The following is a 13,766-nucleotide window of genomic DNA, read 5'->3' as shown; positions in this document are numbered from 1 at the left end:
CAACTAGGTTGTGCATTATGAGGTTTCAATCAGAATTCGCTAAATTGAATTCGTCACTTTTTCTATCAAGTCTGATGGAAAATTCATTCTCGCCATCAGTTGGTCAACCATCTGCCGTTTTCGGCTGGTATTGTTATTGGTAATAACCCAAAACGGTGAACCAGGAATTGCCTTGGGTTTGGTTGTATTACCGTTAGCCAGCAAAGTTTGTTCGTTGTCAGCGAAATAAACACGTTTGCGACCTTTAACCTGGGTAGCTTCAGAAAAATCACTTGGGTTTAGGCGATGCAGTGTTGAAAGTACCAACATAAAACGATCAATCGCTTTCTTTAGACCTGCAAACTCATCAGAGATCAGTAGCGAACGCATTTCTTTAATGCTATCCACTGCTTCTTCTTTTATTGCATCTTTACTAACCACGACACCCTTTGGTTGCGCCATAACCTTTGCTTGAGTATTGGAAGCTTTCGATTCCGCCATCAAAAGACGACGTAAAATATCGGAAGCACTCTCACCAATATGCTCGGTTTGACTTGCGATGTAACGGTATAGATCCTCATCAACCTCAATTGTTTTCATTCGCTTTTCACAATCTCTATGTTTAAACTCTGGGGGATTATAGCGAGATCTTTAAAGAGACTCTACGGTTTACCAGTCACGAATAAAATAAAATGTCACATCTGCTCAACTACAAACTCGAAGGTGAGGGTCACACCATAGTATTGATCCATGGATTGTTTGGTAACTTGGATAACCTTGGATTACTCGCACGCGACTTAAGATCCGATCATCAAGTGCTCAGCATCGATCTACGCAATCATGGCTTATCACTTCACAGCGATGAGCACAACTATCGATTGATGGCGCAAGACGTCTTTGCATTGCTGCAACACCTCCAGCTCAACAACTACACCCTGATTGGCCATTCGATGGGTGGTAAAGTCGCGATGAAGCTGGCAGAACTTGCCGAAACGAACATTAATAAACTGCTTGTTCTTGATATGGCCCCGGTAAAGTACACGGTCAGTCGTCATGACAATGTATTTGATGGCTTAAAAGCAGTCATCGAGTTAAAGCCAACACAACGTAAGCAAGCGCTCGATATTTTGGCCCAACATATTGAATTGGAAGGCGTTAGACAGTTTCTCGGTAAATCTCTATATAACAATGGAGAGCACTTGGCTTGGCGCTTTAACGTCACTAGCCTATGGAATAATTATCAAGAGATTCTTGGTTGGCAGCCGATCACTCCCATTGCAACACCGACGCTGTTTATCAAAGGGGGCGATTCGGATTACCTCACGGCCGAACATCAGCTCGATGTACAGCGGCAGTTCCCGAACGCCAAGGCCCACGTAATCGCCAATACAGGCCACTGGTTGCATGCCGAGAAGCCAGCAGAAGTACTGCGTGCAATCCGTAAGTTCATCACTTAAAACAGAATGAGAGATCTGTTGCGCTCTGCCCGTTAACTTTATTCAGTAACAGTGGTATAGTGCGCGCAAGTAATTTGGCAATAAGGGATTCCATGCTTTACGACTACATGAACATGCTTGAGTCAATTGGTCTCGATCTTCTTTTCGCGTCTATCTTTTTCTTAATTGGTATGGCGATAAAAGATGTCCTAAAAGCGGGTAATGTTCCTCCATTCGGTCGTCGAATTGTATGGTTAGTCCTATTCCTAGGTTGTGCTGGTTTTGTCGCTAAAGGCATTATTCAGCTTAGCTGGGAAGGTGGCGGTATCGGCTGATACTAAGTAAGCCCACAACAGAAATTAGTAAAGGTAACGAATCTATGGCAAGTGTAGGCATCTTCTTTGGTAGCGACACAGGTAACACTGAAGCTGTTGCAAAGATGATTCAAAAGCAACTAGGTAAACAACTGGTTCACGTTCAAGATATCGCAAAAAGCAGCAAAGAAGACATCGATAACTTCGATCTTCTGCTACTTGGTATCCCGACTTGGTACTACGGTGAAGCGCAATGTGACTGGGATGACTTTTTCCCTGAGTTAGAGCAAATTGACTTCTCAACTAAGCTTGTCGCCATCTTTGGCTGCGGCGACCAAGAAGACTACGCGGAATACTTCTGTGACGCGATGGGCACTGTGCGTGACATCGTTGAAGCTAAAGGTGGTACTATTCTTGGTCACACTTCAACAGAAGGTTACGAGTTTGAAGCTTCTAAAGGTCTCGTTGAAGGTGACGATAGCCAGTTTGTTGGTCTGTGTATCGATGAAGATCGCCAACCAGAGCTAACTGAAGAACGCGTGAACAACTGGTGTAAACAGATTCACGAAGAGATGTGCCTAGCTGAGCTAGAAGACTAATCACTCTTTTAAAAAAACCTCCCTTGCGGAGGTTTTTTTATGCCACCTGTTCTTCCCCATCTTCTTCGCGAAACTGCGGCTTCTTACGCACATACAGTTTGCGCTGTACCTCTGAAACTACATTGCCCTGCTTGTCTTTAACATAAATGATAAATTCAGGGAAACACTTATCACCATTGGCAGTCTGCATCAGGATATCGTCTAACTGATTTTGACTAACACAGAACTCTGCGAACAAATCACTTTGGCCCGGCTTAATAAAATTTATGCTCGCCTCTTTATCCCAAACATAATAGCGCTCACCTAAGATCCCCATTAGCATCAACGAGTAAACAGGATCCGTTAATGAGAATATGCTCCCCCCATATTGAGTACGATTGGCGTTTTTATTCCACCAACGCAACTTCAGTTTCATTCTGACTTCGCGGAAATCGTCACTAATAGAGAGTATTTTAATCCCTGCTCCCCAAAACGGAGGCCAGGAGTTGAGTGCCAACTTAACCAGCCCAGGTTTATAAATTTTAGCCAGTGACTTATTCATTTCTTGCCCTTAACTTTACATTCCCTTATTTGTTAACTAATTGTAACTGGTCTGATGTGTATTATCAGTGACTTCACACTTGTTTATAAAAAAATACTAGTAACCCTTTGAACTTCGTGGTTTATTGTTGAAGTGGACTACCCTATAATGATGGGAATATTGAATTCTGTTTATAACTGCAGATCATCAACAGGAAAGTATATGTCAGACAATAACCAAGCGCTTAAGGATGCTGGTCTTAAAGTTACCCTTCCAAGACTAAAGATTTTAGAAGTACTCCAGCAACCTGAATGCCAACATATCAGTGCTGAAGAACTGTACAAGAAACTGATTGATCTAGGTGAAGAAATCGGTCTAGCTACTGTATATCGAGTGTTAAACCAATTTGATGATGCAGGTATCGTAACCCGCCACCACTTTGAAGGTGGCAAGTCTGTATTTGAACTGTCTACTCAGCACCACCATGACCACCTTGTATGCCTAGATTGTGGTGAAGTGATTGAGTTTTCGGACGACGTCATTGAAGAGCGTCAGAAAGAGATCGCTGAAAAATACAATGTTATACTCACCAACCACAGCCTATACCTATATGGCAAATGTGGAGATGGCAGCTGTAAACACAATCCAGACGCACACAAGCCTAAGTCATAACCAATCTTAAAAGTGTTAGCAAAACGATTTTACTCTCGGTTAGACACAAATAAAAAAGCCAGTCGTAAGACTGGCTTTTTGCTATTTAAGTTAACTGTGATCACTTAGCTTCGATTTTAGCCCAAGTATCACGTAGACCGACGGTACGGTTAAACACCAATGCGTCTGGCTGAGAATCTTTGCCATCAACACAGAAGTAACCCATACGCTCAAACTGGAATCCTTGTTCTGCCTGCGCCTGAGCTAGACTTGGCTCAACGAAACCATTTAGCTTAACCAGTGAATCTGGGTTAATCGTTTCTGCAAAATTATCCGCTGCAGCTGGATTAGGTACGGTGAATAGACGGTCATACAAACGAATCTCAGCAGCTAGACCTTTATCCGCAGAAACCCAATGGATAACACCTTTCACTTTACGACCATCAGCAGGGTTCTTACCTAACGTGTCTGCATCGTAAGTACAGAAGATAGTCGTGATGTTGCCTTGCGCATCTTTCTCGATACGTTCCGCTTTAATCACGTAAGCACCGCGTAGACGAACTTCTTTACCAAGCACTAAGCGCTTGTATTTCTTATTCGCTTCTTCGCGGAAGTCTTCACGCTCAATCCAAACCTCACGAGTAAACGGAACTTCACGCTCACCCATTTCAGGTTTGTTCGGGTGATTAGCTACTGTCAAAGACTCAACTTTACCTTGCTCAAAGTTCTCAATAACCACTTTAACCGGGTCAAGAACGGCCATTGCACGAGGTGCATTTTCGTTGAGATCATCACGAATACAAGATTCTAAAGAGCTCATCTCAATCATGTTGTCTTGCTTAGTCACACCAATACGCTTACAGAATTCGCGAATAGATGCAGGCGTAAAGCCACGACGACGCAAGCCCGATATCGTTGGCATACGTGGGTCATCCCAACCATTAACTAGCTTTTCAGTCACAAGTTGGTTGAGCTTACGTTTAGACATCACCGTATATTCAAGGTTTAGGCGGCTAAACTCATACTGATGAGGTTGGCAATCAATAGTGATGTTCTCCAGCACCCAATCGTACAGACGACGGTTGTCTTGGAACTCAAGCGTACAAAGTGAATGCGTAATGCCTTCTAGAGCATCTGAGATACAGTGAGTGAAATCGTACATTGGGTAAATACACCATTTGTCACCAGTCTGGTGATGCTCTGCAAAACGCACACGGTATAAAACAGGATCGCGCAACACAATAAATGATGACGCCAGATCGATTTTCGCGCGAAGACACGCCTTACCTTCTTCAAAACCACCATCACGCATTTTTTCAAATAGTGCGAGGTTTTCTTCCGGTGAACGATCACGGTATGGGCTTGGTTTACCCGGTTGAGTTAATGTGCCACGGTACTCACGGATCTGCTCTGGACTTAGCTCTTCAACGTACGCTAAGCCTTTGTTAATTAATTCCACTGCATAGCCGTATAGCTTGTCGAAGTAGTTTGACGAGTAACATACATCCCCATCCCACTCAAAGCCTAACCAGCTCACATCATTCTTAATTGACTCAACGTATTCAACGTCTTCTTTTTCTGGGTTAGTGTCATCAAAACGCAGGTTACACTTACCCTGGTAGTCCTGAGCAATACCGAAGTTCAAGCAAATTGACTTAGCGTGACCGATATGCAGATAGCCATTTGGCTCTGGCGGGAAACGAGTATGCACGCTTGTGTGTTTACCATCCGCTAAATCTTTATCGATGATTTGGCGAATGAAATTCGATGGACGAGCTTCAGCTTCACTCATCTATAGCACCTCAATTGTTGTAGTATTGTTCAGAGAAAAATAGCGCTTTGGCCGCGATAGAACGCTCAAAGCATATAACGACTAATGATCCACAATTCTCGCCCATTACACAACTACAACAGAACGCTAATTGGCAAAAATAATGATTGAATTGACTATCAAGCGACACTCACTGGTCACCATTTCATCAAATTCTATTCGTTAACCAGAAAAAACAACAAAGCCTCCCGAAGGAGGCTTTGAACATTCACTTAATTCAGCGAAGCTTGATTAAGGAAGTTTTACTTCAGATAGGTCTTCATTTGCACCGATTGCTTTCATTTCGCCAGCAACGATTTCCGCAAGAGGACCAAGGATAACTTGAAGGTTATTCTCACCAAGTTTCACCACACCTTTCGCACCAAGCTTCTTAAGAACAACTTCGTCAGCTACAGAGCGGTCTTTTAGAGTAAGACGTAGACGAGTGATACATGCGTCGATTGAAGTTAGGTTGTCGTGACCACCTAGAGCTTTTAGGTATTGACGCGCTAGGTCGCCTTTCTTCGCATCACCAGCAGGTGCTGCAGAAGTTTCTTCATCGTCATCTTCACGGCCTGGTGACTTCAAGTTGAAGGCACGGATAGCGAAGCTGAATGTCACGAAGTATAGAGCACCGAAACCTAGACCGATTAGCAGTAGCGTTACCGGCTTAGTTGCTAGACCCCAGTTCAATACGAAGTCGATTAGACCCGCAGAGAAACCGAAACCGTGTAGCGTACCCAGCATGTTAGCAACAACTAGAGCAAGACCAGTAAACACAGCGTGCATTGCGTAAAGCGCAGGCGCTAGGAATACGAACATGAATTCTAGTGGCTCTGTGATACCCGTAAGGAATGAACAGAATGCTACTGAGAATAGTGCGCCACCTACTTGGCTGCGTTTTTCCGCTGGAGCTGCAAGGTACATTGCTAGTGCTGCGCCAGGAAGACCAAACATCATCACTGGGAAGAAGCCGTTCATGAATACACCAGCAGACTTATCACCACCAAAGTAACGGTGTAGGTCGCCAGATTTAACAGTTTCAGTTACTTCTTTAACCGTTGCAGTGATTTCTGGAGTTACAGAGTTAGCAAACTCAAATGTGTGAGCTTGGCCTGCAACTAGAGTCTTAGCAAGAGCTGGGTCTACACATAGCTGTTGCAGTGCCGGAAGAGCTTGACCAGCGGCTTGAGCACCCGTCACTAGTACTTCTTGACACGTACCCATACCGAACCAGAAGTAAGAGTTAAGAACGTGGTGAAGACCAACAGGGATAAGTGCACGGTTAAGCGTACCGTAGACAAACTGACCAACAGCGCCTGACGTTGATACTGCGTGAGCAAGTGCGTCTAGACCACCTTGAATTGAAGGCCAAACCACACCACCAATAGCACCAGCAACTAGGGCAAATAGACCTGCCATAATTGGAACTAAGCGCTTACCAGAGAAGAAAGCTAACCACTCTGGAAGACGGGTTGCATGGAAAGCGTTGTAAGAGTGACCCGCGATGATACCAGCGATGATACCGCCGAAGAATGACATGTTAATGTCAGCATTAATTGTTGTTGCTGTTGCTGTCAGTACGAAGTACGCAACGGCACCAGCTAGGCCTGCAGCACCTTGACCGTCTTTAGAAAGACCAATCGCAATACCTAGACCGAAAAGTAGTGGAAGTTGACCAAAGATAGCACCACCAGCTTGCGCCATGAATGGGATATCTAGCAGGTCTCCTTGACCCAAACGTAGTAAAAGCGCCGCTACAGGTAGTGTAGCGATAGGAAGCATAAGAGCTTTACCTAACTTTTGCGCATATCCGAGAATATTCACCTTAAGTTCCCCCTATAGGATTTTGTATTTTAGCTGAGCCACTTTTTTTAGCCGCTCAATTTAGTCCTGTTCAGTTTATGAAATTAATTTTGCTCCGCAAATTAAAACCTCATCATTTGTGATCATAATCACCAGAAAGCGCCAATCTGCGAGGTTTTTGCTAGCTAGATCATAAAACTTATTTTACAATACGAAAAAATAGCATTCATTGAGTCATTTTCGCGGTACTCTTACAAGACAAACAAGGTCAAAGTGGCTGTCAGGCAAGAGATTAATAACTTTTACCAATGAGATACAAATCACTTATTGATAAAGCATCTAGCAAGGTGTTTGCACTATAATGAGAACTCATTTTTTCGTTTGCTAAAGATATTTTGCGATCTAATTGAAGCTTACAAATAAAGTACCGCTATAGAGTAAATCACCCGCTTCAATTGACGTCTGAAGGTATTAAGATTCTAAACTATAAGGATTAGCTAACCATGTATGCGCTAACTAACTGTAAAATTTATACCAGCAACGATGTCCTCGTTGAACACGCCGTAATCATTAATAACAACCTGATTGAATCAGTCTGCCCTATTTCTGATTTGCCAGCGGGTATTGAAACGCTCGATTTAAACGGCGCCAATCTCAGCCCTGGTTTTATCGACCTACAGTTAAACGGCTGTGGCGGTGTGATGCTAAATGACGAAATTAGCGCAGAAACCATGCAGACAATGCACTTAGCAAACTTAAAATCAGGCTGTACCAGTTTTCTTCCAACGCTTATTACCTCTTCAGATCAAGATATGCGCCAAGCTGTAGAAGCAGCACGCGACTATCACGCTCAATATCAGAACCAATCACTCGGTCTGCACCTTGAGGGGCCATACCTGAACGTCATGAAAAAGGGCATTCATAGCGTCGACTATATTCGCCCTTCCGATGACAGCATGATTGATTACATGTGTGACAACGCTGATGTCATCGCAAAAGTAACGCTAGCTCCAGAACACAACGACCTCGCACATATTGAACGACTAAAAGCAGCGGGCATCGTGGTGTCAATTGGTCACACTAACGCCACTTATACAGAAGCACGTCAAGGCTTCGAAGCAGGTATCTCTTTTGCCACTCATTTGTTCAATGCGATGACACCAATGGTTGGTCGTGAGCCGGGCGTTGTTGGGGCTATTTATGACACGCCAGATGTCTATGCAGGCATCATTGCCGATGGGTTCCACGTCGACTATGCAAACATACGAATCGCTCACAAAATTAAGGGCGAGAAATTAGTATTAGTGACCGATGCCACAGCTCCTGCAGGCGCTGACATGGATTACTTTATTTTTGTTGGTAAGAAAGTATATTACCGTGATGGTAAGTGTGTTGATGAAAATGGCACACTGGGCGGCTCAGCACTCACTATGATTGAAGCAGTTCAAAATACGGTTGAGCATGTCGGTATCGCACTGGACGAAGCACTTCGCATGGCTACTCTTTACCCAGCTAAGGCGATTGGACTAGACAACAAACTAGGCCGAGTTAAAAAAGGTATGGTGGCTAACCTTACTGTTTTTGATCGTGACTTCAATGTTCAGGCGACGGTTGTTAACGGAAAATACGAGCAAAATTAAGAATGAATGGCGGACAAATAGGTAACGTAGATTTAGTAAAACAACTAAATAGTGCAGCTGTTTATAGGTTAATTGATCAGCAGGGTCCTATTTCTAGGATTCAAGTTGCTGATGTTAGCCAACTGGCACCTGCCAGTGTTACAAAAATTACCCGCCAACTTTTAGAGCGCGGCCTAATTAAAGAGGTCGCGCAGCAGGCATCGACAGGTGGCCGACGCGCTATCTCACTCACAACAGAAGTCGAACCTTTTCACTCTGTCGCGATTCGTGTCGGCCGTGACTATATTCAGTTCAGTCTCTATGATCTTGGCGGAAAAGAGCTTGCCGCCGACTACACTGAGTATTTTTACACCACACAAGAAGAGCTAGTTGAAGGTCTTCTGTCACATTTAAAAAGCTTTATCCAGGCAAATCAACCACTGATCAATCAATTGATTGCCATCGGCATTTCGCTACCTGGTCTCGTCAACCCTGAAACAGGTGTTGTCGAATACATGCCAAATATCTCTATCGACAACTTAGAGTTAGCTGAACTTATCAACAAGACTTTCCATGTTCAATGTTTTGTCGGTAACGACGTTCGGGGTATGGCTTTGGCAGAACACTATTTCGGTGCAAGCCAAGATTGCCAAGACTCGATATTAGTCAGTGTTCACCGCGGTACTGGTGCAGGGATTATCGTTAACGGTCAAGTATTCCTAGGTTATAACCGTAACGTCGGCGAAATTGGTCATATCCAGATTGATCCATTAGGCGAGCAATGTACCTGTGGCAACTTTGGCTGTCTTGAAACCGTCGCAGCAAACCCTGCGATTATAGAACGCGTCAATAAACTGATTAAACAAGGTTACGAATCAAGTTTAACTGAGCTTGAAACAATTCGTATCTCAGATGTGTGTGAGCACGCAAATCTTGGTGATGAGCTAGCCAAACAGAGCCTAGTTCGAGTGGGCAACCAATTAGGTAAAGCTATTGCCATTACCATCAACCTGTTTAACCCACAAAAGATCGTTATTGCTGGTGACATCACCCAGTGTGAAGACATTCTTTTCCCTGCGATTCGCCGTAACGTAGAGAACCAGTCACTCACCACATTCCATACCGATTTACCAATTGTCGCATCAAAGATTGATAAGCAACCGACATTGGGCGCTTTTGCCATGATTAAACGTGCGATGCTCAACGGGGTCTTGCTACAAAAATTGTTAGAAGATTAATCTTCTCCACCCAGTAAGCAACTAATTGAGTTAGAATAACGGGCTACATAGGTAGCCCGTTTTTTATAGGACGAAACAACACGAATATGGAACTGATTTTAATTTCAGCGGCCTTTGTCGCCGGATTTATCGCACTGAAATGTAACCTTCCGCCTTTGGTCGGTTTTTTATTAGCTGGGTTTGGATTGCATGCATTTGGCTTTCAGTCAAACAGCACAATCGTCACGCTTGCGGATCTCGGTGTCACCTTGCTGTTATTTACCATCGGCCTAAAGCTAGATATCAAAACCCTACTGTCAAAAGAAATTTGGGCAGGGGCGACCATACATAACCTTCTGTCTACGGCCATTTTTGCTATCGCGCTTATCTGTTTCAAATTCTTAGGTGTTGGCTCGCTTGCCAGTATGTCGGTCGAGCAAATCCTTTTACTTGGCTTCGCACTGTCATTCTCAAGTACGGTTTTTGCCGTCAAATCTCTGCAAGAGAAAGGGGAAATGAACGCAACGTACGGCACCATCGCAATAGGCATCTTGGTCATGCAAGATATCTTCGCGGTGGTATTCCTTACGGCATCAACTGGCAAACTACCCGAGTGGTATGCGATAAGTCTGTTTACCCTCCCCCTGCTTAGACCAGCTTTCTACAAAATGCTTGATTGGGTAGGTCACGGCGAAATGCTCGTTTTGCTCGGTATTTTCTTCGCACTGGTCGTCGGCGCTGGTCTGTTTGAATTAGTGGGCATGAAACCTGATTTAGGTGCACTGATCCTGGGTATGTTACTCGCTGGGCATAAAAAAGCGTCAGAACTATCGAAATCGTTATTTAACCTTAAAGAGCTCTTTCTGGTCTGCTTTTTCTTGAATATTGGTTTATCAGCCCAACCTACTCTGTCAGGGTTTGCACTCGCGATATTGTTCTTGCTACTCCTGCCACTGAAAGGGATTCTCTACTTCCTCGTACTGAATGTTTTCAAGTTCCGAGTCCGCACTTCTTTACTCGCCACCTTGAGCTTATTTAACTTCAGTGAATTTGGTCTAATCGTCGGTGGCTTAGCTTACAAAATGGGCTGGATGAACAGTGATATTATGGTCGCGCTGGCTATCGCTGTTTCGATTTCCTTTGTCTTATCCGCTCCGCTAAATCGTCACGGGCATGCACTTTACCAGCGCTCAGGTCGATGGCTGCGCGAGCATGCAGCAGAAAAACTCAATATCCGCGATCAACTGATTAACCCAGGCCATGCTCAAGTTCTTATTCTGGGCATGGGGCGCATTGGTACAGGCGCTTATGATGAACTTAGACATAGATACGGCAAAATTAGCCTTGGGATCGAAGTTCGTGAAGACGCCGCTCACGAGCATAAAGCTCATGGTAGAAATGTTATCGCTGGCGATGCTACGGATCCGGACTTTTGGGAACGTATTTTAGATGTGGCGAACGTTAAGTTGGTGCTGCTCGCCATGCCGCATCACCAAGGTAATCAGATTGCGTTAGAGCAATTAAGACGTAAAAATTTCCAAGGCCAAATCGCCGCTATCGCAGAATACCCCGATCAGCTTGAGGCACTTGTTGAAGGAGGCGTAGACGCCGCATTCAACATCTATAACGAAGCAGGCAGTGGTTTTGCGAGGCATGTCTGCGAACAGCTTAAACCAACATTCAGTAAATAATCGTTAATCAAAGGCAGCACTACGCTGCCTTTTTTACGTTCAACGAACAAAAAAACATCAACATCTAGACTTCATTCACCAAATGAAACATTTAATTAAATATTATTTAATCACACATAGATTTGTTAAACTTTTTTATCAAACACGGTTGATTTTTTTAATCAGAATGGCAAATTGAACCTAACAGATTAAATTTATTTTAAAGGGAAGTTGTATGTGTTCGATTTTCGGTATTTTAGACATTAAGAGTGATGCTGAAACTCTACGCCCAGTTGCGTTGGAAATGTCTAAAAAATTACGTCACCGTGGGCCTGACTGGTCTGGCATTTATTCATCGGATCGCGCGATTCTTGCCCATGAACGTCTTGCTATCGTTGGCGTAAATAGCGGTGCACAGCCACTGTACAGCCAAGATAAAAAACACATCCTTGCGGTTAATGGCGAAATTTACAACTACAAAGAACTTCGTGCGCGCTACGAAGGTAAATACGAATTCCAAACAGATTCTGACTGTGAAGTTATTCTGACTCTATACGAAGATATGGGTTCCGATTTGCTTGAAGAACTCAATGGTATCTTCGCATTCGTTCTATACGACGAAGAGAAAGACACCTACCTAGTGGGCCGCGACCATATCGGTATTATCCCTCTATACCAAGGTTACGATGAGCATGGTAACTACTACGTAGCATCAGAAATGAAAGCGCTAGTGCCTGTATGTAAAACAGTTAGCGAATTCCCTCCAGGTTGTTACTACGGCAGTGGCGACACTGAACCTCAACGCTACTACATCCGAGACTGGAACGAGTACGCGGCAGTTCAGGGCAACACAACGAGCAAAGAAGAGCTAACCGAAGCTCTAGAAGCGGCAGTTAAGCGCCAGCTAATGACAGACGTACCCTATGGTGTACTTCTTTCAGGTGGTCTAGATTCTTCAATCACTTCAGCCGTTGCAAAGCGTTTTGCCGCAATGCGCATCGAAGACGACGAGAAATCAGAAGCATGGTGGCCTCAGCTTCACTCATTTGCCGTGGGCCTTGAAGGCGCGCCAGATCTGAAAGCAGCACGTGAAGTCGCTGATCAAATCGGTACTGTGCACCACGAAATGACCTACACAATCCAAGAAGGGTTAGATGCGATTCGTGATGTTATCTACCACATCGAAACTTATGATGTAACGACCATCCGTGCTTCTACACCTATGTTCCTAATGGGACGTAAGATCAAAGCGATGGGTATCAAGATGGTACTTTCTGGAGAGGGCGCTGATGAGATCTTCGGTGGGTACCTATACTTCCACAAAGCGCCAAACGCGAAAGAGTTCCACGAAGAGACTGTTCGTAAATTGTTAGCTCTAAACATGTTTGACTGTGCACGCGCGAATAAATCTCTTGCGGCATGGGGTGTTGAAGGTCGTGTACCATTCCTCGACAAAGAGTTTATCGATGTAGCCATGCGTCTAAACCCTGAAGACAAAATGTGTGGCAACGGTAAGATGGAAAAGCACATCTTACGTGAGTGTTTCGAACACTACCTACCAGAATCTATTGCTTGGCGTCAGAAAGAACAGTTCTCTGATGGCGTAGGCTACAGCTGGATTGACACATTAAAAGAAGTGGCTGAAGCAAAAGTGACCGATCAGCAGATGGAAACGGCTGCATTCCGATTCCCTTACAACACGCCGACAACCAAAGAAGGTTACGTATACCGCGAAATCTTTGAAGAGCTATTCCCGCTTCCATCAGCAGCAGAATGTGTTCCAGGCGGACCTTCTGTGGCCTGTTCTTCAGCGAAAGCGATTGAGTGGGATGAATCCTTTAAGAACATGGCTGATCCATCTGGCCGTGCGGTTAAAAGTGTTCATAACGACGCTTACTAACCCTAACAACAAGAAAGAGGCTCAACAGAGCCTCTTTTTCTTTTCCTCGCTAAACTTTCACATCTTGTGTCTTGCTCTGCTCAAACTAACAGTTAGAGTACAGCGAAGAGAAACAAATCATTATTGACCCAACTCATCACTCTACAGTCAATAAAATAACGCCCACATTTGGTGTTTGATGTCGTACTATTTAAAGAACACACCATGTATCAATCCCTTGCGTGCTTATTTAATACATCGACAAA

Annotated in this window: 12 protein-coding genes; 8 read left to right on the top strand and 4 right to left on the bottom strand. The window is 44.2% G+C overall.

Features of this window, described 5'->3' with window-relative positions; translation table 11 throughout:
- Nucleotides 1–39 precede the first annotated feature (39 nt).
- Nucleotides 40–579 carry a replication initiation negative regulator SeqA gene (gene seqA / locus TW81_RS00585; protein WP_045953787.1) on the bottom strand — a complete coding sequence of 180 codons (540 nt, stop codon included), beginning with the start codon at nucleotides 577–579 and terminating at the stop codon, nucleotides 40–42.
- 92 nt (nucleotides 580–671) lie between these two features.
- Here seqA and TW81_RS00580 point away from each other — a divergent pair, with 92 nt between their 5' ends.
- From TW81_RS00580 to fldA, 3 genes are all read left to right on the top strand, one after another.
- Nucleotides 672–1,436, top strand: coding sequence for an alpha/beta fold hydrolase (locus TW81_RS00580; protein ID WP_045953786.1), 765 nt, complete (start codon nucleotides 672–674; stop codon nucleotides 1,434–1,436).
- 92 nt (nucleotides 1,437–1,528) lie between these two features.
- Nucleotides 1,529–1,750 (top strand): DUF2788 domain-containing protein, encoded by a 222-nt coding sequence (locus TW81_RS00575; RefSeq protein ID WP_045953785.1) that lies wholly within the window; start codon nucleotides 1,529–1,531, stop codon nucleotides 1,748–1,750.
- Between the two features lie 44 nt (nucleotides 1,751–1,794).
- Nucleotides 1,795–2,328: a flavodoxin FldA gene (fldA, locus tag TW81_RS00570; protein ID WP_045953784.1), complete on the top strand. Its 534-nt coding sequence runs from the start codon at nucleotides 1,795–1,797 to the stop codon at nucleotides 2,326–2,328.
- Between the two features lie 37 nt (nucleotides 2,329–2,365).
- Here the strand turns inward: fldA and TW81_RS00565 are convergent, their stop codons facing one another.
- Complete coding sequence (locus TW81_RS00565) at nucleotides 2,366–2,869, bottom strand: DUF4442 domain-containing protein (protein WP_045953783.1); 504 nt, start codon at nucleotides 2,867–2,869, stop codon at nucleotides 2,366–2,368.
- A 201-nt stretch (nucleotides 2,870–3,070) separates the two neighbouring features.
- Between TW81_RS00565 and fcrX the strand changes: the two genes are divergently transcribed.
- Complete coding sequence (gene fcrX / locus TW81_RS00560; protein ID WP_045953782.1) at nucleotides 3,071–3,520, top strand: ferric iron uptake transcriptional regulator FcrX; 450 nt, start codon at nucleotides 3,071–3,073, stop codon at nucleotides 3,518–3,520.
- 100 nt (nucleotides 3,521–3,620) lie between these two features.
- Here fcrX and glnS read toward each other — a convergent pair whose 3' ends face one another.
- Nucleotides 3,621–5,291: a glutamine--tRNA ligase gene (gene glnS, locus TW81_RS00555; protein WP_045953781.1), complete on the bottom strand. Its 1,671-nt coding sequence runs from the start codon at nucleotides 5,289–5,291 to the stop codon at nucleotides 3,621–3,623.
- 270 nt (nucleotides 5,292–5,561) lie between these two features.
- Nucleotides 5,562–7,136 (bottom strand): N-acetylglucosamine-specific PTS transporter subunit IIBC, encoded by a 1,575-nt coding sequence (gene nagE, locus TW81_RS00550; protein ID WP_045953780.1) that lies wholly within the window; start codon nucleotides 7,134–7,136, stop codon nucleotides 5,562–5,564.
- A gap of 482 nt (nucleotides 7,137–7,618) precedes the next feature.
- Between nagE and nagA the strand changes: the two genes are divergently transcribed.
- The 4 genes from nagA (at nucleotide 7,619) to asnB (ending at nucleotide 13,521) form a co-directional block, all read left to right on the top strand.
- The gene (gene nagA, locus TW81_RS00545) at nucleotides 7,619–8,755 is read left to right on the top strand and encodes an N-acetylglucosamine-6-phosphate deacetylase (protein ID WP_045953779.1); all 1,137 of its coding nucleotides are present in this window, start codon (nucleotides 7,619–7,621) and stop codon (nucleotides 8,753–8,755) included.
- Nucleotides 8,756–8,757: 2 nt separating this feature from the next.
- The gene (gene nagC / locus TW81_RS00540) at nucleotides 8,758–9,972 is read left to right on the top strand and encodes a DNA-binding transcriptional regulator NagC (protein WP_045953778.1); all 1,215 of its coding nucleotides are present in this window, start codon (nucleotides 8,758–8,760) and stop codon (nucleotides 9,970–9,972) included.
- Between the two features lie 86 nt (nucleotides 9,973–10,058).
- Nucleotides 10,059–11,642 (top strand): cation:proton antiporter family protein, encoded by a 1,584-nt coding sequence (locus tag TW81_RS00535; protein ID WP_045953777.1) that lies wholly within the window; start codon nucleotides 10,059–10,061, stop codon nucleotides 11,640–11,642.
- 214 nt (nucleotides 11,643–11,856) lie between these two features.
- The gene (gene asnB / locus TW81_RS00530; RefSeq protein ID WP_045953776.1) at nucleotides 11,857–13,521 is read left to right on the top strand and encodes an asparagine synthase B; all 1,665 of its coding nucleotides are present in this window, start codon (nucleotides 11,857–11,859) and stop codon (nucleotides 13,519–13,521) included.
- The last annotated feature ends 245 nt before the right edge of the window (nucleotides 13,522–13,766 follow it).

The sequence above is a fragment of the Vibrio galatheae genome, assembly GCF_000967545.1.
GTDB lineage: Bacteria > Pseudomonadota > Gammaproteobacteria > Enterobacterales > Vibrionaceae > Vibrio > Vibrio galatheae.
This window is presented reverse-complemented; position numbering and strand designations above follow the sequence as displayed.